General features: G+C 38.6%; 22 protein-coding genes. 6 read left to right on the forward strand and 16 right to left on the reverse strand.

All coding sequences use genetic code 11. From position 1 onward, the window contains the following. Positions 1-259: 259 nt before the first annotated feature. Together N782_RS08315 and N782_RS08320 are read right to left on the reverse strand one after the other, a co-directional pair. Positions 260-1,672 (reverse strand): SpoVR family protein, encoded by a 1,413-nt coding sequence (locus N782_RS08315; protein ID WP_036818401.1) that lies wholly within the window; start codon positions 1,670-1,672, stop codon positions 260-262. Between the two features lie 127 nt (positions 1,673-1,799). After that, complete coding sequence (locus tag N782_RS08320; protein ID WP_036818404.1) at positions 1,800-2,225, reverse strand: NUDIX hydrolase; 426 nt, start codon at positions 2,223-2,225, stop codon at positions 1,800-1,802. A gap of 180 nt (positions 2,226-2,405) precedes the next feature. Here N782_RS08320 and N782_RS08325 point away from each other — a divergent pair, with 180 nt between their 5' ends. After that, positions 2,406-3,035, forward strand: a complete 630-nt coding sequence (locus N782_RS08325; RefSeq protein WP_420805587.1) for a DUF421 domain-containing protein — start codon at positions 2,406-2,408, stop codon at positions 3,033-3,035. Between the two features lie 146 nt (positions 3,036-3,181). On the opposite strand, the gene N782_RS08330 is transcribed toward N782_RS08325, so the two are convergent. Together N782_RS08330 and N782_RS08335 are read right to left on the reverse strand one after the other, a co-directional pair. Further along, on the reverse strand, positions 3,182-3,919 hold the full coding sequence (locus tag N782_RS08330) for a YhcN/YlaJ family sporulation lipoprotein (protein WP_052111250.1): 738 nt from the start codon (positions 3,917-3,919) through the stop codon (positions 3,182-3,184). Positions 3,920-4,329: 410 nt separating this feature from the next. Further along, a complete protein-coding gene (locus N782_RS08335) occupies positions 4,330-4,518 on the reverse strand; it encodes a hypothetical protein (protein WP_036818406.1) in 189 nt (62 codons plus the stop codon). A gap of 240 nt (positions 4,519-4,758) precedes the next feature. Between N782_RS08335 and N782_RS08340 the strand changes: the two genes are divergently transcribed. Then, complete coding sequence (locus N782_RS08340; RefSeq protein ID WP_036818408.1) at positions 4,759-5,007, forward strand: YhdB family protein; 249 nt, start codon at positions 4,759-4,761, stop codon at positions 5,005-5,007. Between the two features lie 62 nt (positions 5,008-5,069). Here the strand turns inward: N782_RS08340 and N782_RS08345 are convergent, their stop codons facing one another. The 5 genes from N782_RS08345 to N782_RS08370 all read right to left on the reverse strand — a co-directional run bounded on the left by N782_RS08345 (position 5,070) and on the right by N782_RS08370 (position 10,350). Beyond that, entirely contained in the window at positions 5,070-5,588 is a 519-nt protein-coding gene (locus N782_RS08345) for an NADPH-dependent FMN reductase (RefSeq protein WP_036818410.1), read from the reverse strand. 127 nt (positions 5,589-5,715) lie between these two features. Then, entirely contained in the window at positions 5,716-6,357 is a 642-nt protein-coding gene (locus N782_RS08350; RefSeq protein WP_036818412.1) for a response regulator, read from the reverse strand. A gap of 3 nt (positions 6,358-6,360) precedes the next feature. Beyond that, positions 6,361-7,812 (reverse strand): GAF domain-containing sensor histidine kinase, encoded by a 1,452-nt coding sequence (locus tag N782_RS20670; protein ID WP_052111251.1) that lies wholly within the window; start codon positions 7,810-7,812, stop codon positions 6,361-6,363. A 195-nt stretch (positions 7,813-8,007) separates the two neighbouring features. Further along, a complete protein-coding gene (locus tag N782_RS08365) occupies positions 8,008-8,736 on the reverse strand; it encodes an SDR family oxidoreductase (RefSeq protein WP_036818416.1) in 729 nt (242 codons plus the stop codon). A gap of 48 nt (positions 8,737-8,784) precedes the next feature. Beyond that, a complete protein-coding gene (locus tag N782_RS08370; RefSeq protein WP_036818418.1) occupies positions 8,785-10,350 on the reverse strand; it encodes a bifunctional GNAT family N-acetyltransferase/carbon-nitrogen hydrolase family protein in 1,566 nt (521 codons plus the stop codon). Positions 10,351-10,565: 215 nt separating this feature from the next. Between N782_RS08370 and N782_RS08375 the strand changes: the two genes are divergently transcribed. The 4 genes from N782_RS08375 (at position 10,566) to N782_RS08390 (ending at position 13,807) form a co-directional block, all read left to right on the forward strand. Continuing rightward, positions 10,566-10,961, forward strand: a complete 396-nt coding sequence (locus N782_RS08375; protein ID WP_036818421.1) for a hypothetical protein — start codon at positions 10,566-10,568, stop codon at positions 10,959-10,961. A 12-nt stretch (positions 10,962-10,973) separates the two neighbouring features. Beyond that, complete coding sequence (locus tag N782_RS08380; protein WP_036818423.1) at positions 10,974-11,591, forward strand: gluconate 2-dehydrogenase subunit 3 family protein; 618 nt, start codon at positions 10,974-10,976, stop codon at positions 11,589-11,591. Beyond that, complete coding sequence (locus tag N782_RS08385) at positions 11,572-13,128, forward strand: GMC family oxidoreductase (protein ID WP_036818425.1); 1,557 nt, start codon at positions 11,572-11,574, stop codon at positions 13,126-13,128. The genes N782_RS08380 and N782_RS08385 overlap by 20 nt, the downstream gene beginning before the upstream one ends. A gap of 79 nt (positions 13,129-13,207) precedes the next feature. Beyond that, positions 13,208-13,807 carry a TetR/AcrR family transcriptional regulator gene (locus N782_RS08390; RefSeq protein ID WP_036818428.1) on the forward strand — a complete coding sequence of 200 codons (600 nt, stop codon included), beginning with the start codon at positions 13,208-13,210 and terminating at the stop codon, positions 13,805-13,807. Between the two features lie 394 nt (positions 13,808-14,201). Here the strand turns inward: N782_RS08390 and N782_RS08395 are convergent, their stop codons facing one another. From N782_RS08395 to sigI, 7 genes are all read right to left on the reverse strand, one after another. Further along, on the reverse strand, positions 14,202-14,927 hold the full coding sequence (locus N782_RS08395; RefSeq protein ID WP_052111252.1) for an ABC transporter ATP-binding protein: 726 nt from the start codon (positions 14,925-14,927) through the stop codon (positions 14,202-14,204). Between the two features lie 11 nt (positions 14,928-14,938). Beyond that, positions 14,939-15,994, reverse strand: a complete 1,056-nt coding sequence (locus N782_RS08400; RefSeq protein ID WP_036818430.1) for an ABC transporter permease — start codon at positions 15,992-15,994, stop codon at positions 14,939-14,941. Beyond that, positions 15,963-17,180, reverse strand: a complete 1,218-nt coding sequence (locus N782_RS08405) for an ABC transporter permease (protein ID WP_036818432.1) — start codon at positions 17,178-17,180, stop codon at positions 15,963-15,965. Before N782_RS08405 ends, N782_RS08400 begins: the two co-directional genes overlap by 32 nt. 37 nt (positions 17,181-17,217) lie before the next feature. Continuing rightward, positions 17,218-18,831, reverse strand: a complete 1,614-nt coding sequence (locus tag N782_RS08410; protein ID WP_152600744.1) for a DUF6583 family protein — start codon at positions 18,829-18,831, stop codon at positions 17,218-17,220. A 623-nt stretch (positions 18,832-19,454) separates the two neighbouring features. Further along, the gene (locus N782_RS08415; protein WP_084103026.1) at positions 19,455-19,835 is read right to left on the reverse strand and encodes a DUF1499 domain-containing protein; all 381 of its coding nucleotides are present in this window, start codon (positions 19,833-19,835) and stop codon (positions 19,455-19,457) included. 407 nt (positions 19,836-20,242) lie between these two features. Beyond that, positions 20,243-21,655: an anti-sigma-I factor RsgI family protein gene (locus N782_RS08420; protein WP_036818438.1), complete on the reverse strand. Its 1,413-nt coding sequence runs from the start codon at positions 21,653-21,655 to the stop codon at positions 20,243-20,245. Further along, a complete protein-coding gene (sigI, locus tag N782_RS08425; RefSeq protein ID WP_052111253.1) occupies positions 21,652-22,392 on the reverse strand; it encodes an RNA polymerase sigma-I factor in 741 nt (246 codons plus the stop codon). Before sigI ends, N782_RS08420 begins: the two co-directional genes overlap by 4 nt. Positions 22,393-22,537: the final 145 nt, after the last annotated feature.

Below are 22,537 nucleotides of genomic sequence, written 5' to 3' on the forward strand. Positions count from 1 at the left end.
GGCAGTTCTCTCAAAAACAAGCCCATCTTTTTCATGAAGAGGTGGGAAATTTTTGAAAGATTAAATTTCTACTTCATTGTAAGTGATGGAAATAAACTCAGTACATTGGAAGTATGCTTTGATTTCACCTTAGTTTCTTAATGTTTAACTCCCTACTAATTATTTTTTTCCATACAAAATTCAGCTCTGAAGTAATAACTTCAGTTATCACTCTAGAGCTGAATTGATTATGTCCTCCCTTATAAACTTGATGCTACGTCTAAATAAACTTCCGATTCACTTTCTTCCCTTCATACGTAAACAGAATATTCCGATCCTCTACATACGTATCAATATGAACCGTTCTTCCCCACAATTGATACAGGTAAGGCATCGTCCGTTCCAGATAATCTAGGTCTAGTTCAACTCCTTCAAAATGATGCTTCAGGTACAGCTCTCCATTTTTCAGATAGTCACCATTTTCGACTGTGATGTAAGGGAATCCTCCATTCACCCTCATCGTTACAAGTTGGTCTCTTACCTCTTGATAGTCCTTATCCGTAATTTTGTATTCTCGCCCTTGTTTTTGGAACAAATATAAGTCCTCACGACTGCACAATTCTTTGGTTAGATAGTTGCGAATAAAGGAAATGTCCGATTCAATCTCCCGCACTTCGAACATCTTTTCACGACCAGAACCAGGTTTGACGCCAAGCTTTTTCATCTCTTCGGTTGGATTGTTGTATCGTTCTTCGATATCCTCAAAGATTTTCACGCCAAGATAGTAAGGGTTGATTTGTGTTTTGGATGGCTGCACAACACCTGCGTTCAGCTTAGAAAACTCAATAGCCTCAGAGCTAGTTAGATCCATCTCACGCAATATTCTTGCGTGCCAAAACGAAGCCCAGCCTTCGTTCATGATCTTCGTCTCCAGCTGCGGCCAGAAATACAACATTTCCTCACGCATCATGGTCATAATATCGCGTTGCCATTCTTCAAGGTCCCGGCTATACTCTTCGATAAATAATAAGATGTCTTTCTCAGGCTGTGGAGGGAATTTCTTTTTCTTCTTTTTATCAACTTCTGGTTTCTTCTCTTCCCCTAGTTGCCATAGGTCGTCGTATGGGGTTGGTCGAGGTCCTTCTAGTTCTTCCTCTTCTAGATCTTCTAATGTCCAAGCAAGTTTTGGTCTTTGTAAGGAGGGGTCAATGTGTTCTTGAATAGCCAGCACAGCATCAATAAACTCTTCCACTGTTTTGCGGCCGTGAATTTTTTCATAATAAGAAATACGTTCTGCAGTAGCCGTCATCTTTTCAACCATATCCCGGTCAGTATTCCCGAATCGTACATTGTTTTTAAAGAAATCACAGTGGGCTAGAACGTGTGCGACAATTAATTTATTTTGTATAAGGCTGTTCGTGTTCAATAGAAATGCATAACAAGGATCAGAGTTAATAACAAGCTCGTAAATTTTACTTAATCCAAGGTCATAATGAAGTTTCATTTTGTGATATTGCTTACCAAAGCTCCAGTGGGAGAAACGAGTTGGCATTCCATATGCGCCGAACGTATAAATAATATCAGCAGGACAAACCTCATAACGCATTGGATAAAAATCAAGGCCAAATCCTTCTGCGATGTCAGTAATTTCTTCAATAGCTTTGTGAAGCTCTTTATTACCCTGTATGTTCACGGTCATCTTCCTTTCATACATGTCTTATTACTAGTGTATGAAAGAGAAAGAGTGGCATGACTTGAAGGTTTACTGTTTATTTGTTTAAGAACAAAAACAACCCTCAACTAGAGTGTTCTCTCTACCATCACCGTATTAAATGTAAGCAATCACCATGATTAGCTGCAAGTTCTATGTGATGATGTAGAGGAACCCAAGTCCAGCAAAAAACGAGCCCTCTGTCATTGCCACTCCCTTGAACTTCATGTTCCCATTCATCAGGCACTTGACCTGTCACCTCAAGCCAGAAGACATTTCGCTCGAGTTCTTTATGCTTGGTAGGATGGTAGTAAATATAAGTATGTAAAAACTTCCTCAATTTGATTCTCTTTAGTCCTGCTTCTTCTAGGATTTCCCGAAATAATGTTGTTTCAAGTGATTCCCCTGTTTCTACTGTGCCAGATACAACTTGCATCCCTGCTTCAGGCTGATGTTTATGCTTATGTACGAGTAACTCATGTTGCCCATTTCTCACGCGAGTAATATAGGCAACAATTTTTTGCTTACGTTTCATCTACTTCCTCCTCAAAACCCATTTTCACCATTGTATCAAAGCATAATTACAAATGATAAATGAACGATTTGTCCGGTTCGTACATATTCAGAGGATGAAGACAAACACTATGAAAAATTACATAGAACAGGATGTGAGGCAGATTTGAGCTTTCTTCCCCCACTACTACTTATTTTCATATTGTATATTTTGGTCGTCCGCTTACTTGGAAAATCAGCGCTCGCTCAACTAACTCCTCATGATTTTGCAGCGTTGTTTTTCCTTGCTTATGTCGCCTTTCAACCTATCCAAATCGATACGTACTGGCAAAGTATTATTGGGATTATTGGGATTGCTCTCATTCATTATTTGATCTCTATACTTATGCTCAAAAATGGCATCAAGCACTGGATTATCGGGCAACCCACTGTTCTCGTTCGACATGGTAACATTCTACCGGATAATTTAAAGAAATCGAGATTTTCTTTAGTAGAGCTATTATCAGTCCTTCGCACAGCTGGTCATCCTCAAGTAGGAACCATTGAATATGCTTTTTTAGAGCCAAATGGTGAGGTCAGCGTCATACCCAAAAGAGAATTCGCTCCCCTCACACCAAACGATATCGGTATTCAACCTCCATACGAGGGTATCCCCTTATCCGTTATTGTGGAAGGTGTCATTCAGTATCGAAATCTACGTTTAATTGATAAAAATGAGGAATGGCTTTTGGAGCAACTACATGAGAAGGGATTTCCTAATACGAACCATATTTTCTTTGCGTATTGCATCGACCAAGATCACTCTTTAGAAGTTATTGAGTATCCGTCTTAGCATTTCCTTTACTTGCAGGAGCTCCCCTGACAGATTAAATCAAAGCGTTAGAGTTATATATGTATGCATTTGTAAACAACACACATCCTTCACTTATAAAACAAACTCCCAGCATACCTTATGCTGGGAGTTCATTTTGGTTCAATTTATTGTGCATCAGGGAAAATACGATCAATCATACGACCAAACTCATCTACAAATCCTCTAACAGGGTTTCCATCATTCACATCATTCACATAACCTCTTGTCATGCCGTAGAAGTTTGGATTTGATGATACATATACATTGTCGATTTCTTTATCTGCTGATTTAACAACTTTAGCAATTTCTGATTTTAATGAATCATTCACTTTATCGTTACCCATATTATTGTTCATGTCATTGTTGTTCATGTTGTTGTTATCGTTCGTATTCATTTGGTTAGTGTTGTAGTTATTGTTATCGTTGTTCATGGTATTATTGTTATTATTCATACCATTATTATTGTTATTATTTTCACCTTCAAGTGTAACAGCTACATATGCGTTGTTGCGTGTCTTAAGTACATAAGCGCGATCGACTTCCTCTACTTGCTTAGAAACCTTTTGTGCAACTTCACGTGCTACATTATAACGTCGATCATTATCATTTCTGTCATTCTTATAGGTATCTTCATTACCTACATTTTCCTCATTATAGTCTTGGCCATCCATCATGCCTTGATTCGGACCATTGTCATAATCAACCTTGTTGTAATCATCTTCTTGAGCGGAATAGTTTGTGTTATTTGCACTATCCTCATAATCATTTCCTTTTGTACCCATACGTGCTTCTTTATCGTCTCCCTGACAGCCAAAAAGTATAGCTGCAGAAAGCATAGTAATGCCTACAACTTTGATATTCATTTGTATTTCCTCCTTGGAGAATATTTGGTGTGCTCTTAGTATGTTTTGCTCAAGGATGTTTATTCTCTAAGGAATGATATTTTTAACAAAACACAAATCCAATTGTTACCAATTAGAACAAAAGCGCAAGCGGCCGTTTAGCGACGTACAAACTGTCCTAACTCTGTGGAAGTTCGATTAAAACCGCTACATCACGTAGCAACATCGAACCAACCTACGTCGTGTAGGCCGAAAGGAAACACGAAGAGCGGTAGCGATTCGATGTTGACTTATCGTAAGGAGGTGACGGAAGTTTGCTAGTCGCTGGGCGCTGGTGCTGGACGTGGCAAAAGCGCAAGCGCCCTGCTAGCATCGTACAAACCATAACAAAAAACTACAACTCGACCATACAAGTTGTAGTTTTTATATACTTAATGATTTTGAGGGTTTTTCAGTTGTGATTTACTACCTTTATTAGAACGATACTCTTTTCCTTTATTGTTATCGCCAGCATGGATTTCCTTCGCAAATTCTTCCTTCATCTTGCCACCTGGAAGGTTTCCAGTACGCTTTGGTGAATTTTGATTTTGACTACCTTTACTGCCATTTTTACTCGTCATGATTAACGTCTCTCCTTTACCAAGTCGTTCATGATTAGAGTTTGTAGTCAGAGTAAATACTATTCAAAAGTCACTAAGATCCTCATTTTCACCATAGGATGACCTTATACCTTTACATTGGAAGAACCTTTTTACTGATGTCCCCATACTTTAACAAGTACACCAAAAACGTCATAGCGTGTAAGGTGCCAAACAGGGTTACACTACTATTAACCCTTCGTGAAAGGGGTCGTCGAGAATATGTCTGTTTATATTGCTGATTATGATAAAGCCTTGTATTTCACATTGTGGGGACAATGGGACGATTTGCTAATCTTGATGGTACGTACGAAAGATGATTTTTTATCTAAAAAAATTGAAACATTCCTGCATGCCTATCATTACTCCCCTGAGGATGATCAGGTCGTAACTTCCCACCAAAGCTTAATGCAGTATATCGACCATGCCATGATTCATCTACCCCCAAGTGAACTTGTGGAACAAGGATAAAAAAATTGCCTACTGCTTTAAACCCATCATTAACCCCCTTTTTGTAAAAAGGGGGTTTTTTACTATCTTGTCATGCGTTCTGCGAATTGTTTAAATTCATCTAAATTGGATTGTACTTTTTCTGCTGCTTCTTCCGTTAAACGATTTTCTTCACGAATGAAGCAATGAGGGTCTAGCACCATTTGGTTTGGTACAACATGGGCATACAACGCTCTCCCAATTAGTCTCATTTGGTTTAAGGAATTGATGCCACCTTTTCCTCCACCCGCAACCGAAAAGAGCAATACTGGCTTTTGCTTAAAATGATCCCCATTTAAAAAGTCCAAACAATTTTTTAGTGCACCACTTAAACCTCCATGGTATTCAGGGGATAACCATATAAAAGCATCAGCTTCCCTAGCTGTTTCGTCTAACAATTGAACGTTTGCAAGAGATGACTGGTCCTTATCTCCATTAAACATCGGCAAATCCATCGTGCTTAAATCAATTAAATGAGCATTTAATGTATCAGCCATGTGTTTGGCTGCAATTCTCGTTCTTCCATATTTTCGAGGTGTTCCATTGATTACTACGATTTTCATCCTTATGTCCTCCTTTTTCGTATTCCCTATGTCTATTGTAAAAGGTATGGATGATCATGACATTGACTAGAAGTAGTGATACATGAACCTATATAAGTCGGACAATCTTTTACAACATTAGTCTGATTTATTCTTTCATATATTTTACTGCAAACAGTGCAGCTTGGGTACGGTCGTGAACCTCTAGCTTAGATAGTATATTGGAGACGTGAGTTTTTACCGTTTTCTCTGTAATATAAAGTGTATTGGATATCTCTTTATTACTTTGACCTTTCATCATTTGTTTTAAAACTTCTTTCTCCCGTTTAGTTAAGGAGTCTAGCTTCGCCTTCTCCTCTTGCTCATCTCCACCTGTAACATGGTTCATTAGATGGGAAGCTACTTTGGAGTCAATCATACTCTCTCCCTTGTGAACTCTTCGTATGGCATCCGCTAATTGATCAGGTTCTACATCCTTCAATTGATATCCATTTGCTCCTGCTTGAATGGCTGGAATCACCGAATCATAGTCCGAGAAACTCGTTAACATCAGAATTTTAATCGATTGATTGCGTTCTCGGATAGCTTTAGCTGTCTCTACTCCATCCATTACAGGCATTTGTACATCCAGTAAGGCTACATCAATTTCATGTTCCTCTATCCCTGTAAGAACTTCTTCCCCATTAGCTGCCTCCGCTACCACTTCCAAGTCTTCCTGCGTTCGAAAGAAAAATACAAGTCCTTTTCGAACAACATGGTGGTCATCAGCAATTAAGATGCGTATTGTCATTAGTTATAGTTCCTCCTTTTTAAAAGGAATCGTTATGTGTACAGTCGTTCCTTCCCCAGGTTGGCTCGTTATAGTACAACTTCCTCCCACTAATTCTGCTCTCTCCATCATGCCTTTCACACCATATGAGGGATACATAGCTATGGCTTCCCTTTCGAAACCTCTTCCTTTATCCTCTATCGTCATCACAACTTGGTGCTTTTCTTTTGAGAGGGTTAAAGAAACTTGATGACACATGGAATGCTTTTTCGCGTTATGAAGGGCTTCTTGCCCAATCCTCCAAAGCGTTTCTTCTGTAGTGTACGGAAGCGTTGTCGTTCCAGAGGATTCCAATGATACAGCAAGACCGATCTTTTCAGCATATGACTTCAAACCAGCTAATACGCCTTCTTCTAATCCATGAGGTTTTAACCGTTGGATAAGGGTGCGCATCTCTTGCAGAGCGTCAGAGGTTAGCGTTTGGATGTAACCAAGTTGTTCTTTCACAGGTTCTTCTTTCGTTATCGATTTCGCACCTTTTGCTGTTAATACAACTGAAAAAAGCAACTGATTAACGGAATCGTGGAGATCCTGTGCCAAACGAGCTCGTTCTTGAAATCGAGCCATCTCCTTTTCTCGTTCCTGTAAACGAACATTACGAAAGGATAAATCCACATACTCTACTGCTAATTCGACCATTTCGCTCTCTAGTTCTGACAAATTCCGCTTATATTGAAGGCGTAGCTGTCCATTTTGATCAGAGAAATCAAATACTTGTGCACTTTCAGCAACTAAATTCTCATCCCCAAATACCTCTCCAGTAGTATGAAGTGATATCCCATACAGAGGAAATGCTTTATGTAGACTATTAATGGCGATGCTACTAATTTCTTCTATTGATTGCGCTTCTCTCAAGTTTTTGGATAGTGCATGAAGTTCGTTTAAGAAATAAGCACGTTGCTCTTCTCTTTCAAACTGCTCCATTCGCTGAAGTGCTGTCCCCATTTGGTAAGCAACAGCTTCTATCAAATCTAACTCTGATTGTTCATATGTAGAGGTATGAGGAGTTGCTACATTCAATAACCCAAATGAGCGTTCTGGAGTCTTCAAAGGGACGGTAGCATGATGAGTAATACCTCTTGTATCCCCTTTTCCTGATTGAATGGATTTTTCAATCCGCTTACAATTAATAATGTTTGTAGCACTCATAAGCTTTCCTTGTTTATATTTACTTACACAATAGCAATCCTCTCCGCACATCGGAGCTTTATCATTCATCGTTAAAGCAGGAGGCAACGCTACATCAGCGACAAGGTGGACAGACTCATTCTCCAAAAAAACCCAACCACTCTCAAAATGGGTAATGTTAATCAATTGTTGTAACACATTTTGAATCATATCTTCTTTATGCTGACTTTGATTTAACGTTTCAGCTATTGTTTTCAAAGCTTCTAACCGTTGCTGTTCATCAAGCATACTAATCCAACTTTCCTAACAAGCTTCTATTCAGACATTATATCAAAAAATGCAAACGCCCGTTTAGCAACATATGAGCCCTCTAATATACAGAAGAACTTTTAATTTTTCTTCGTTATTATATATGCACCCATTCAAAATCATAACTATAGAAAAAGCGCAAGTACCATATAAAGGCTACTTGCGCTCTTACAGTTATGGTCTTGGATATTCCTGAATAAGAGGATGAAGATGCATCTCATCTATTAACATATGCTTCGGAGCAGCTGCCATGTAGACTACTGATTCTGCAATATCTTCTACTTTTAACCATTCATTCTTTTCAGGGTCTCCTTGCTTGGATTCAGCAAAGTACGTATCCACCATTCCAGGGTTGATCGTCCCTACTCTTATTTTGTGCTCTCTAACTTCTTGAGCCACAGCTCCCATAAAGCCTTGCACTGCATATTTAGTTGACGTATATAAAGATCCATTTGGAATACTATAACGACCAACATCAGATGAAATGGTAATGATGGTTCCGAACTGTTGTTTTTTCATAGAAGGGATGACAGCTTTCGTGCATAGGAAAACACCTTGTACATTCACTTCATACATTTTAGTCCACTCTTCAACGGTTACTTCCTCTACAGGCTTGAACATTCCTATCCCTGCATTATTGACGAGAATATCAACTGTACCAAACGCATTGGTTGTGGCTTGTACAACATGATCAATCTCATGCTCTTTACTCACATCGGCCTGGAAGGCTAACACGTTTTGGTATCCTTCTTCTTCTAACGAATGTTTTGTCTTAAAAATCTCATCAGAACTACCTAATAAAGATATATTCACCGATTGTGCAGCTAATTGCCGAGCTATTTCTTTTCCAATCCCTCTAGAAGCACCTGTAATAATGGCTGTCTGACCTTGTAGGTTTTGCATGGCTGTGTCCATCCTTTCGAAAATTTTAGGGAATTATTTTCTTCTGTCTCAATCGTTCGTTACAATTTCAGTTGATAACCGCTTATAATTCATTTCAAATAAATCACGTCGACGATCCCTTAGTTGTCTTACTGTTCCAGATTTACGTTGACGACGTAATACCTCTAAGTCCACATCTCCAACAACAATCGTTTCTATATTCGGGTGGCATTCTCCAACAATTCCATCTCTTGCAAATTCAAAATCTGAAGGCGTAAAAATACCTGATTGAGCATATTGGATATCCATATTTTCTACTTGTGTAAGGTTACCTACCGTTCCGGCAATTACCGTATAGACCTGGTTCTCTACTGCACGTGCTTGAGCACAGTAACGCACACGAAGATACCCTTGGCGATCATCTGTACAGAACGGACAGAAAATAATATTTGCACCTTGATCAACTGCGTAACGAGAGAGCTCTGGGAATTGAATATCATAACAAATCTGAATAGCAATCCGTCCACAGTCCGTATCAAACACCTTCACTGTATCTCCTGGCTGAATGCCCCACCATTTCTTTTCGTTCGGTGTAACATGAATCTTATATTGCTTTTCAATCGTTCCATCTCGCCTAAACAAATAGGCAATATTAAATACTTTATGGTTATCCTCTTCTACAAAATGAGAGCCTCCAATGATATTCACATTGTATTTTACAGCCAAGTGCGTAAATAATTCGATATAGTCTTCTGTGTATTCCGATAGTTTTCTAACTGCTTTGGATGGAATCTTCTCATCAATAATAGACATTAGCTGTGTCGTAAATATTTCTGGGAACACAGCAAAATCAGAGCCATAATCACTAGCAACGTCTACATAGTATTCCACTTGGCGCGCAAATTCCTCAAATGACTCTATATTCTTCATCATGTACTGAATTGCCGTTATGCGCACTGGATAGGATGTTTTAAAATACCGTTTAGTAGTTGGGCGATAATCTACGTTATTCCATTCCATTAACGTTGCGTATTTACTAGACGCTTGATCGTCAGGTAAGTAATTCGGATTAACACGCATAACGGTGAATCCATTCATTATTTGAAACGTCAGTACTGGATCATAAATATTTTGATTCATTACCTCCCTGACATATGTACGAGGTGACATTTGATCCTCATACTTGCTATAGTTCGGAATTCTCCCACCAATAATAATACTTTTAAGGTTCAATTGTTGAGCTAATTCCTTACGGGCCTCATATAAGCGCCTCCCAATTTTCATCCCTCGATAATCAGGGTGCACCATAATTTCTATTCCATATAAGTTGTAACCTTCTGGATCGTGATTCGTAATATAACCTTCATCTGTAATGTCATCCCATGTATGTTGATCATCATATTCATCAAAGTTCACCATTAAGCTAGAGCAACTTCCAATAACCTCACCATCTAGTTCAACACAAAACTGCCCTTCTGGGAAAATATCTAAATGACTTTCCAGATGTTCTCTTTTCCATGGATCCATTCCTGGAAAGCACACATTTTGTAAGTCCATGATTTGTTCAATATCCTCGTCGCGTATATTCCTGACTTCAATTTTTTTCTCAAATTGTGATAAATCCAATTTTGACATGTAGTCTAACCCTTTCTTTGTTGAAAGTATTGAAAAGAACAATGTATTTAAAACGGTTTCAAAGAAAACTAAACGAAAAGCATTATCTTTACAAACTACTATCCTTTACTCTAATCGTAATCAATTCCATATGGGTATGTCTAGTCACACCCTCTATGTATAGAGTAACCATTTTTGAAACAAAATAGAAAATATTACTGTCGGGAGGAACCTGTATGTTAGTAGACTGGGATCACATGAGCATAGGCCGTGTATTAACGCTAATTATTGCATTTGGCTTTCTCATGATTTGGATGCAAGTTACCGTTTGGCACCATCGTGGAAAGTTTCATAAATGGCAAATGTGGATTCCTGTCATTGCTCTTCCCTTACTCGCCTTTTCTGGTTTTTTAGTAGTTGTCTATCCAGAGACGTGGACTGGATGGATCCAAACCATTTTGACGAGTATAGGCGTAATAGCTGGGTTGTATGGTGGCATTCTTCACCTAGTTGCTATTAGCAAACGAACAGGTGGGTTCGTTTATGAGAATCTTCAATCAGGCCCTCCCTTCGTTCTACCATTTACCATTGCTGTGTTTTCTATCATGCAGCTGTTTAATCTTTGGTATTAAAGGAGTATTACTATGACAAAAGACAATCATCCTTCTAAGACGTACTACCCTACATATGATGTACTTAGCCAGAAGAATGAATGGGATAACGTAACACAACAAGTCATAGCTGAACGTTTGCATTCTAAAGAAGGCAACGTATTATCAGCTTCGCATAAACGAACGCTTCAGGCATTAGCTAAATGCCTATTCCCTTCACATCTAGGTGAGCAAACGCTTAGCATTTCAATGGTGCTCGACCAGCGAATTACAAACAAAAAATTATCAACATTTCCAAGAGGAGCTCGCTTTACGAAAGAGGAAATTATCATCCAAGGGCTAGAAAATGCGGAGCGAGAGAGTATTTTCCATTATCATCTTCCATTCTCCCAATTGGACAAAAAAGAGCAACTTTCCATTCTTGAGTCTTGGAAGGGAAATGATGGTGAGGAGACGATATGGAACGCTATTAAAAGTCATCTCTTTTATTCAACCTTAACATCTGAGCTGATTAAAATTATATATGCAGATCCACACATATGGTCTACTATAGGCTTCGCTGGACCTGCTTATCCTCGTGGGTATTACGCATTCGGTCCTCATCAATTTGATGAATGGGAGGCTAAGCCTCATGACGAGAACCTCCTGTGATGTATGTATCGTAGGTGCAGGGGCTGCAGGATCTGTTGTAGCAGCTCATTTAGCCAAGGCAGGGCTAAACGTATTCATGTTGGATGCAGGACCGTTTCGTAGTCCGGAAAAAGACTTTGCTAGTGATGAGTTAGAGATGGAGAAACTCTTCTGGGATGAGCCTAGAATAAGTGAGGGGCAAGATCCGCTAGATTTATATCGAAGCACATCTGGAAAAGGGGTTGGTGGTAGTGCAGTGCACTACACCGCTCAACTTTTACGATTTCATCCTTCTGATTTTCAAACAAAAACGAGTGAAGATATTGGAGAAGACTGGCCCATTTCATATGAGGACGTGGAACCTTATTATAAACAAATGACAAAAAGGCTTTCTCTATCTGGACCTTCCACGTTTCCATGGAAGGAATTTGGCGATCACTTCCCCTATCCTGCCCATCATGACTTATCCAATAATACGCTTAAATTTCGAGAGGGACTGGAACGAGCAGGTTATCAACACAGCGTCTCTCCTTTAGCTATATTATCTGCTCCAAAAGCTGATAGACACCCTTGCATCAATAGAGGTTTTTGCGAAGAGGGATGTATGCCCGACGCCAAGACAACACCATTAAATACGTTCATCCCAGAAGGGTTGAAAGCAGGTGTCACGTTAATTTCTGAAGCTACAGCTTACCGTATTACAACAGATGAACATGGAAGAGCAACATCTGTGCTCTATCTTTTAGATGGGAAACAGCATGAAATCGAGGCAACCACGATTGTAATAGCTGCGTACGCTATTGAAACGCCAAGGCTTCTATTAGCCTCTTCATCAGAAACGTTTCCGAACGGTTTAGCCAATTCTTCGGATTTGGTCGGCAAATACCTTCTTACAAATATGAATGACCATGTACTGGCTACATTTCCTGAAGAAATAAGAATGTATCGCGGTAACCCTGTTCAAGCTCTAACGATGGATACATATTTGTGTGGCGTGAAGTACGGATTCAAGAGAGGCTTCATTATGAATAGCTATGGTTTGCGTCCAATTAGATTGGCCACTCTATTCTTTGATAATGATACGAAGTGTGTTGGTGAACGATTGCGGGAGCGCATGCTTGATTATAATCACTATGTAAGTATCGCTATGCTCGGAGAAGTCATTCCACAGCATCAGAATGCGGTAACCCTATCGAATCAAAAAGATCAACATGGACTTCCTATTCCGAAAGTAACATTCTCGCACCATCCGAACGATGAATCAATTCGAGACAAAGCAAAAGATGTAATGAAATCAGTGCTCAAGAAGGCTGGAGGGACGCCACTTTACCATTTAAAGGCACATGCTCATTTAATGGGAGGATGTCGGATGGGATCTAATCCTAGTGATTCAGTCGTTACAAGCTATGGCCAAAGCCATGATGTGGAAAATTTATTTATTGTAGGGTCACCAACATTCGTAACTGCGCCATCTGCAAACCCTACCCTTACTGTTTATAGTCTGGCACAGCGGTCAGCAGAATATATTGAAAGCTACACCAAACGCGCTAAGGGATAAAATGATGGTACTATACAGAGCGATATGAATTGATTCACTCCATAACCCACGGTATGATAAGGGTGAAGAGGTGGCGCTTATGAATGGTTTTGAAAAAAGAACAGAATTAAAAAAGAAAAATATTTTAGATACAGCCTTTGAGCTTTTTTCCACACAAGGCATACAAAAAGTAAGTATTCAAGAAATTGCCAAAAAAGCTGAAGTCTCGCAAGTAACTATATACAACTATTTTGGAAGCAAAGATCAGCTCTTGGTTGAATCAGTAAAATCTTTTGCATTCTCTCGACTTGAAGAAGTAAAATACTTATTGAACGATCCTTCTCTTGCATTTGATGAGAAAATACGTCAACTCATTACTTTAAAGATGGACAACATTTTTCAATTTGACTTGGAATTTATGCAGACGCTGATATCAGACCGACCTGAACTAAAACAATTTATTGATGAATTCTCCCAGTCCCACACTATCCCTATTTTTATGGATCTACTCGAAGAAGGAAAACAAGAAGGCTTCATCCATCATTCCATATCATTGCAAATGATGATGTTTTACGTAGACATGTACTATCAAGCCATGCGAAATCATAAAGAATTTTTTCAATCAGAAGAGTCCATCCAAGAGTTCACAGAACAAATTCTTCATATGTTCTTTTATGGAATTACAGGAAAAAGCGAATAAAACCAGGTGTCGGAAAAGCACACGACATCTGGTTTTTTAACTATTATCAAAGTGGCAATAAATACTTGATTAATTTGCTCTATTCAATCTTAACAGCATATTGGCTTTTGCTTCCATTTTATTCAGAACCTGCTACACATGAACATCTACATCTACCCTCATACTAAAAATACTCTCATCCCAAAGAGAGAAAGAGTTGAAGCATGGCTCAGATTACATTGTAAAGGCCAATACAATGAAGCACCATGACAACCCTTAGCTTTGCTGCAAAGGTTCTAGATGATAAGCAATTGCTTCATTATACGGAATTGAAGTTAAAGCTAGGATTTTGAAAAATTAATTCAAACCTTTTAGCCGTTTGTCCAATTGGGCAGGCGGCTTTTTAAAAATAGCCTTATAAATAGGATATGATTCTTTCCAATTCCTGAGATCCTGTTTGGCTCTTCAAAAGCTGTGATTTTGTATGTTGGAACATTTCTTTGTCATCATGAAATACCACTTGCCCATTCATAAGTACAATGAATTGGTCACTTAATGTATGGAGCTCATATCGATCGTGACTAATGTAAAGAAGTGTTTTCCCTTGCTGATGCAACGCTTTTAACCACGTAAGAATATCTTCCTTTGCTGCAAGATCAATCCCTGCTGTTGGTTCATCTAATAAGCAAATCGATGGATTATGTATGAAACCCACACATAAGTTCAATTTCCTTTTCCAACCACCTGATAGGTTTTGAACCCGCTTGTTAGCTACTTCATCCAAACGAAGAGTTTCTTTCATGCTTTGCACAAAAGCGTCGTCTATTTTTTTCGAAGATATATTCGACCAAAAATCCAGCTGTTCTTTGACTGTCAGTTCTTCGTATAATGCAATTTCTTGAGGAATATATCCAATCGATTGACGCACCTCTTTCACTGATGAGCTGTACGGATTTCCTTGAAAATAGATGGTTCCTTTGGTTGGTCTTTCAAGTGATGCAATGAGCTTTAAGAGTGTGGATTTACCAGCTCCATTGGGACCAACTATCCCGTAAGCTCCACCTTCTTGAATCTCTATAGAGGTAGGAGCTAGTACTTGCTTTTTTTTGTATGATTTTGAAACGTGTTCTAACGTAATCATTCAAGCACTCCTTACGTGATAAATGGATTATGCAGAAGCCAGCTTGGCGGAAAGTATGTGACTACTTTTTCCCCGACCCAAGATACTCCTGATTGATTTAATAAGGTTGCTACAACAGTAACTACTGCTACACCCTCGATAATAAAAAGGGTTGCAGAAGACAACTTAAACATAAGAAAGAACGCATATGTAGCCACAACCGTTCCAGTGAACACAATAATCGTCCACATTCCCCAAGGCAGTAATAACTCCCATGGTACGCTCCACCTCATAGCACATAAGGAAATGACCAGGGTAACAAGAGTAGCAAGCCAGATACTGAAACCTTGGCCCAAATAATAACGAAAAGGGGTTAGCTGTACTAATGAAAGACGATCTAATACGCCACTTTGCTTATCTTTCTTAAGCACTCTACATAGCCATATAGACATAGTCCATGTATAGAAGAAAAAAAGGATTAAGACCGTTTTATGCCAACTGGCCAATATGGGCTTTTCTTGCTGGGGGGAAGTAGGACTTCGCTGCATAAAGTTCATTTCAAATAAAGGGGAAGGCTCCCAAAAGGCAGCTGAATATTGATAAATTTCTTCCCAACTTTTATTTGATTGTGAAGCTTGCATCACTGTATTTGCAGCTTTGGCATTAAGAGCTATACGCATCAATTCTGCACCTAACTGCTCTTTGATGAATACATCAAAAGTTGAGTTGCTTGTCCTCATCCATGTAATAGTATTTTGAATGGAACCTTCACGTACCTTTTCCTCCAAGCCTTCTTGTAGCACAAACCCCGCTTCTACTTCGCCTTTTCGTAATGCCTGTTCCATATCCTTGTGAGAAAGGAGGTGAATAGATAATCGTTGTTGATTGGTTAACCGAGATATGATTCGTTGGCTAGACGTGCTCTCATCCTCATCTACAATCGCAACTGGAATTGTCGCTTCTTCGGTGGTTGTTGTAAGAAACGGCACGAAAAGGAGGAAGCACAGGAAAGGAAGTATCGCGCTGATAAGAGCTATAATTGGTTTTGTTCTCCATCTACGAAGCTGTAATCCTAGATAGGTAAGCATGCCGTCTCTCCTTCCATTGCGTGAGTAAACAACCGAAGCTCCATAATGCGATGGACCATACGAGAAGGATGAAAATCATAGGTGTTATGGAGGAATCGTCCGTTACACAATACTGAAATAACACATAACAGGCCGAGAACGGATTCCACTCAAATAATAGAGCATCTGGTAAATAAATGGCCGGAACCCAAACTCCTGCTACTCCAATACCAAATAACCCCGTAAGTAGTAATGCTCCTCCCCTTATTAAGGAATGTTTAAGAATGGAATAGAAAGCAGATACGAATGTTGCAAGGAATAAGCTACTCAGAATAATCGCAAATCCCATCTTCCATGAAAATGCCGGGGTGCTTTCTATAAAGCTACTCAATAAGAAAAACAGAAGACCAACGATGCTTATGGTAATAAACCACTTCACTGACTTGATCAGATAATCATGTAAGCTTGTAATATTGAAGGAGCGTAATCTTAACTGCATGCTTTTTTTCTCCACACGAGTATCAGCAAGTTGATAGATCGCACTGAATAAAAATAGGAACGTAACCATGACCGATATCATACCGTGTAATTCCCATCCTATGCCTGTGCCAGCTGGAATCAGCTCGGTTTCAAATGCCTCATTTCTAGATAATGCAAAAAGGGTGAACGTCACGATTAATTGCTGCAGCTTCCCTTCTCGCTCCCCTTCTGGTAGAGATTTAATATGTAAGTCATAGACAGTATTCACTGCACTTTGAGAAGCAGATATATAGTTAGCACCACTCTCCAATAAAACGTTAACCAGAGTGGACTGGAGAGGTTGCTCTTGATTCGTAATAACTTTAATCGGATCATTTTCTCCACTACGAAGGCTTTTGGTAAATCCCTTAGGTATCTCAATAATCGCTGTAACTTCTTCGTTAGCAAACATTTCATTTGCTTTGGATTTATTCATTGATGTGAGGTTCATCGCTTCTTTCATTCTTTCATCTTCAGCTAATTGATGAACAAGTGATTTCGTTTCAAATGTTTGATCTTGATCAACAACAGCTGTCTGAATAAGAGTTCTGTCATCTTGAAACAATGAAAAAACAACTGAGATAACCATCAGTAATACAATTATTGGTAATAAAAAAGCTAAAAAAAGAGGGGCAGGCCGACGAATGGTTGCCCTCATCTCATATTTCCATAGCGAGAACACATTCATCAAGCTGCCACCTCCACATCATAAAACGTTCTTATGATTAGAAACCACCTAGGCCTCCTAAGCCGCCCATGAAGTTTCCAATATATTGTTGCAGATTCATTTGGATTTCCTGACTAATTTGCTCAAGTTCCTCATCGGATTTTTCCATCACTTGAACCGCTTCTTCCCCTTCAAGAGTTGGGAAGCTTACGTCATTCGTGAAGGAAACATCTTGTTCTAAATGAAACTCAACCTGGGCTTTTGTATTCCCCATTGAAGGATCATTCATCGCAATATCTAGGCCAAGGTCACTTATTTGTACATATTGATTGTTATCTTCTTTTGTTGTCTTAGATTTAAACGTACCACTAATACCGGGCACTGGTTGATCACCGAGCTTACTTCCACCAAGCTGAAGTTCAAAATCAGTATTTGAGCTTGTTTCTGTGTAATCTGTATTTAATAGTAAATTCGCTGTTAAATCTTCTTGCTGATCCTTATAATCTAAGCCAATATTGTAGTCTACATGTAGACCATCTTTATTTGGCTTCCCATCTTCTTTATAACTAATCTTAAGTTTACTTTCTTCAGATTCGGGAACTAAAGTAACGTTTGCTGATGCTTTATAGCGATTTTTCGCTTCTTTATTATAGTTACTTGTAATAGCAACATTAACAGCATCTTCACCATTTGGTTTTACATCCATGGTCCATGTTTCATGTGCAACAATGTCATCTTTAATATAGGCTTCAATTTTTATTCCATTTGGAAGCTTGACTTGATCAACGTTCTGAATTGCTGTCTCAAGATTTTCTTTTAGCGTTTCTTGCTCCCCTGATGCCATTCCTTGAAGTTTCATTTGCTGATCAAGAACATCCCATATACGCTCGTCATTCTTTAGCTTTTCAAGCATTGTCTTCATCATGGCTTGAGCTTTTTCTTCACTAATATCTATCGTTACCTTGTCATATTTCGTGCCCTCATAGGAAGCACCTTTCGATAATGAAAATTGATCCTGGTCAAAATGCTTTCCTATCGCCTTCACATATTCTTCAGCCATCTCTTTCATTTCATCTACAGTAAATGCTGCACTATTAGACTGAACAAAGTTAGGGATTTCCGTTAACCCCTGTGTAGGCTGATTCATGCGTTCCATGAAAGCACCTAGTTCATTATTTTTCAAAGCAAAATATTTATCATATAGAAATGGTGCTTTTACAGCTGTCTTTTCTTTATTTTGATAAAAGCTCCCTTGTGCTAGACTATTCCCCTGTAATAGAACATCCAGGCTACCGGACATTTCACTAGACTCAGGATCTACTTTTGATGTCATCTTTAGTTCTAAAGTTGATAGAATGCCTTGTATCATAGCTAATTGTGGAACAGCTTGATTCAATTGTCCACCTTGAGCATTTGCATTCATTTTTAAGGAAGCATCTGTTTCATACGCTTCTTGAAGCATGCGTTCTTGTAATGCTAACGTATGTTTATTATATTGTTCCATACGTTCCCATTGTTCTTCCATCGTATTTTTCTCTGCTGTTACATAAAGAGCCATAGGATTATTTTCTTTTAGCACACCATAAGCAGTGGCACCAAAACCGACTACGACGATGATTGATAAAACCACGACTAGCCATTTGCTCATTCCTTTTTTCTTATGTTGGCTCATGTCTCTCTCCCCTTCTAGTAAATAAAAATCCATTCTCCCCCCACTAGGAGATTCAATGTTTCATAGATAATGCTAAGACCTTACTTATTATACTATCTTGTAATGTTTTCGAAAACCTTTTGTAACATAAAAGTCATAAACTCTTATAACTTTTTAATAATCTGTGTTAGTAAATGGTTTAGTAGGAATTATTTGGTTTATCAACACCTAATCTAACTTGGAGATATTTTTCCATAGTTTAATTAGAAAAAAAGCTCAGAACATTACAATCCTCTGCTATCTATCATATGAAAGCTTTGTGAAAATAATCATAGCTTATACCATAAAAGCATCAAATCTAAAAGAGAAGCTTTAACGCCCTGCTAGAGACATATGTACTGCTGCCCACAGGACGCAGGGATTCCATTGCGGATGTTTAAGAAAGTATTTCCAATTTTGATAGAGGTTTTTTAGCGAGATTGCCTTGGTATTTGAACGAGAGTTGGGTTTTTGTGCGAGATTTTAGATATATGAGCGAGAATTGTATTTGAGCGAGATTTCAAATTTATGAGCGACCACCTATGCGCTAAGCATTTGCTTGTAAAAAAATGCCTTCAAATGAAGGTTCATCTGAAGGCATGTTCTTATAACTTATTATATGATTCCGTTATTTCATTCATTCGACTTCGATTCTTTCCTAAATCAGAATATCCTGTACGAGAGGCAGATCGAAAATGTACGTTCTGTTCTTCTTCGTTTAAGTAAAATTCAACATCATCGGTAAACTTAAGCCATTTTGTCTTAAACGTAGCATGAATATAATCTCCACGCTCTGTAACAATTTCAGTTTTCGGATATGCCTCTATAATACTTTTCAGCTTATCCTTTGTAGCTTGTTTACCCCCTTTGAACGCTAATGGTTCCATATGCTTTGACTCATCTTCCGCTTGCGTCGATACACAATTTGGTGAACTTGGACAAGGAGCTAACTTTCCATCACGAACCCCTAAATTTTGCTTAGCCATTTTACATCCCTCCATTTCCTCCTATTGTAACGAAAGAACTAGAGGATTGCACTTTTGGAAGTGTAACAACAAAAGCTCAGTGCGCCCGGTTAGCGACGTACGTGCTGTGGCCCACACGACGTTGGTTGGTTCGAGGTTGCTTCGTTATGTTGCGTTCTTAATCGAACTTCACCTAAGACCCTAGGAGATAAAGGAAACACGGAGAGTGGTAGCGACCAGATGTTGACTTATCGTAAGGAGAGGCAGGAAGTTTGCTAGTCACTGGGCGCTGGAGCTGGACGTGGCCGCATCACTTTTTTAGTTACACACAAGCGTTTAATTTTTATTGTACGTTAGAAGATAAAAAAAACCCTATCTCTGGCACTTGGACAGAAAAAGGGTTTTCCTTATAAGCAGTATAATAGCTATTATTTGTTCTTTTTATTAGAGTTTTCATGCCATTTTTTCTTGTTATTGTGCTTGCCCTTTTGCTTCCACTTATGGTGGTTTGGTTTATTTTTTCCTTTTTTGTCATTCCATTTCTTATCTTTCTCTTGTTTGTGTTTGCTTTTGTTTTTCCAAGATTTATTTTTATCTTTCTTCTTTTTCGCTTGACCAGGTGGTTCTTCCTGCGAGTGTTTTGAATTATTTATTTTCGTCTCTTTTTTTTTATTTGCTTGGTTTTCTTCTTGTTTCGTTTGTAAAAAATCAGACTCCTCCTCAATCCTCTTGCGGAGTAGTGACCGGAACTCATCCATGTTACCAGAGTCCTTTACCTTCTTGACAATACCAGGAGGAAGAGCGTTTAGTATATTATCATCGTGTATGTTTAATTTTTTCGCTTGACCAGGAGGGAGCTTTTCCAACAACTGTTTTGCAGAGTATTGTTGGGCTTCCTTCTTCTGTTCAACGTTTCTCTGCTTAGTTTCAGCAGTTGAATCTTTTTCCTTACTATCTTGTTGTTCGTTCTCTATCTGTTTCGATTCTTTAGATTCAGTCTGTTCTGAATCTGTATTTTGTTTATCTTCTGTAGAATCCGATTGTTCTGAAGGTAAGTTGTTAGAGTTTGATGAATCTGTTTTATTTGAATCACTGGAACTTTTGTAAAAAGATTGTATGATTTCTTGTTCCTTTTGATTCACATTCGATGATGTAGATACAGAGTTAGTTGTCTTCTCAGTAGGTTGCATAACTGATTGAGCATATAATTCATTCATCGATTTTCGTTCTTGTTGGGCTTGCTTTCGGATTTCTTTTGGAACCTCAAACGTGGCAATCGTTACGGCTTGAGGATTTGTTTGTATATATTCATCTATACTTTTTGTAATTTCTTTTCCTTGTGTGCTGTTTCCATCATAGCTTACACCAATCATGACTTGTTTGTTTTGATTCATTAAGCCGGCATCCTGCCCTTTTTGAATAATGGTTACAGTCACTTTTTCAACGGCTTTATTTTTCCAGTCTGACAGTGTTTCAAGAAATGAACTCGCATCATCATTTAATGCCGTCATATCAATGACATTCATATTATGATTGACTTTCAACTCAAGACTAGGGTTCATATCTATATTCACATAAGCATAAGCTTGGTTGGAATCATACCACGAATATAACGGTAGGATGGCAATTAATAACGCCGTTACCATAGCAATAAAACGCACATTGAGTTTTAGATTCCTGGGAAAAAAACCGAATAGTTTATTTCTCTCTGGTAAAGGTTCGAATTGCACTTCGTCACCCGGTATATTTTCAGTCAATGGTTTTGCCTTATGGAACGTGCCATCTCTACCCATAACGACGGAATACCGACGATGTTGCTCCATGATGATTCCTTTTCTCAAAGGCCCACCCCCCTAATATAATCTTTCAGGTAAACGTAATCTTCATGCAAAATGATGAAAATCGCTAAGATGAATTTGCGATTACGTTCTAAGGTTTTTTTACTTACCTCTACTTTGTCAGCCAAAAGTTTCATAGGAAGTTTACGCTTCTCTAGAACAAAGTCTCTAAGTTGGTCATCGTTGTAAATCGTGCGAGCTACTTTGATAGCTGACTCCCGAGCATCTCTATGCTTGGGGGACACAGTAGTAAGCTCTTCAAAAGACAATTTATACGTTTTTAACTTCTCTGTAAAATCATGAATTTCAATACGTCTATACCAGCTCTCCGTTTCAAGATCATAGCGATCTCTAGCTGCTTTAACCTCTTGAGGATTTTCCATTTGTTCCTCGTCATCATATTCTTGATCAATCGAGGCAACTACTGGGTTATTTTGATCATTTCTTATATAATCAATAACCTTCCTCTTCACAACGAGCTTGGCAAAAGAGAGAAAAGAACTCCCTTTCTCTCTTGAATAAGATTGGATGGCTTCGTGAAATGCCATCAAACCTATACTGAATTCATCATCTTTTGAAGGATCGATATATCGTTTGCAAACTTCAGAGACACTTTTGGCGATAAAAGGTTGATATTGTTTGAGGAGATGATTTTGTGCTTCTTCATCGCCATCCTGCGCAAGGGTGACGAGTTCTTCGAGGCTATCATCTCCGTCTTTTTTAAACAGACGTCTGATCAACCTTTATCACCTCCAGCTATTTATAATTTTCGTTTTATTTGAATTATTTTTGGGTGGTGACATTTACTTTTTTTCATTTTTGTTACAAAAAGATTTCACCCATTGTCATATTCAATACATGTTTTTCCTATCATGGCGGGGGTTG

Source organism: Pontibacillus yanchengensis Y32 (assembly GCF_000770635.1).
Lineage (GTDB): Bacteria > Bacillota > Bacilli > Bacillales > BH030062 > Pontibacillus > Pontibacillus yanchengensis.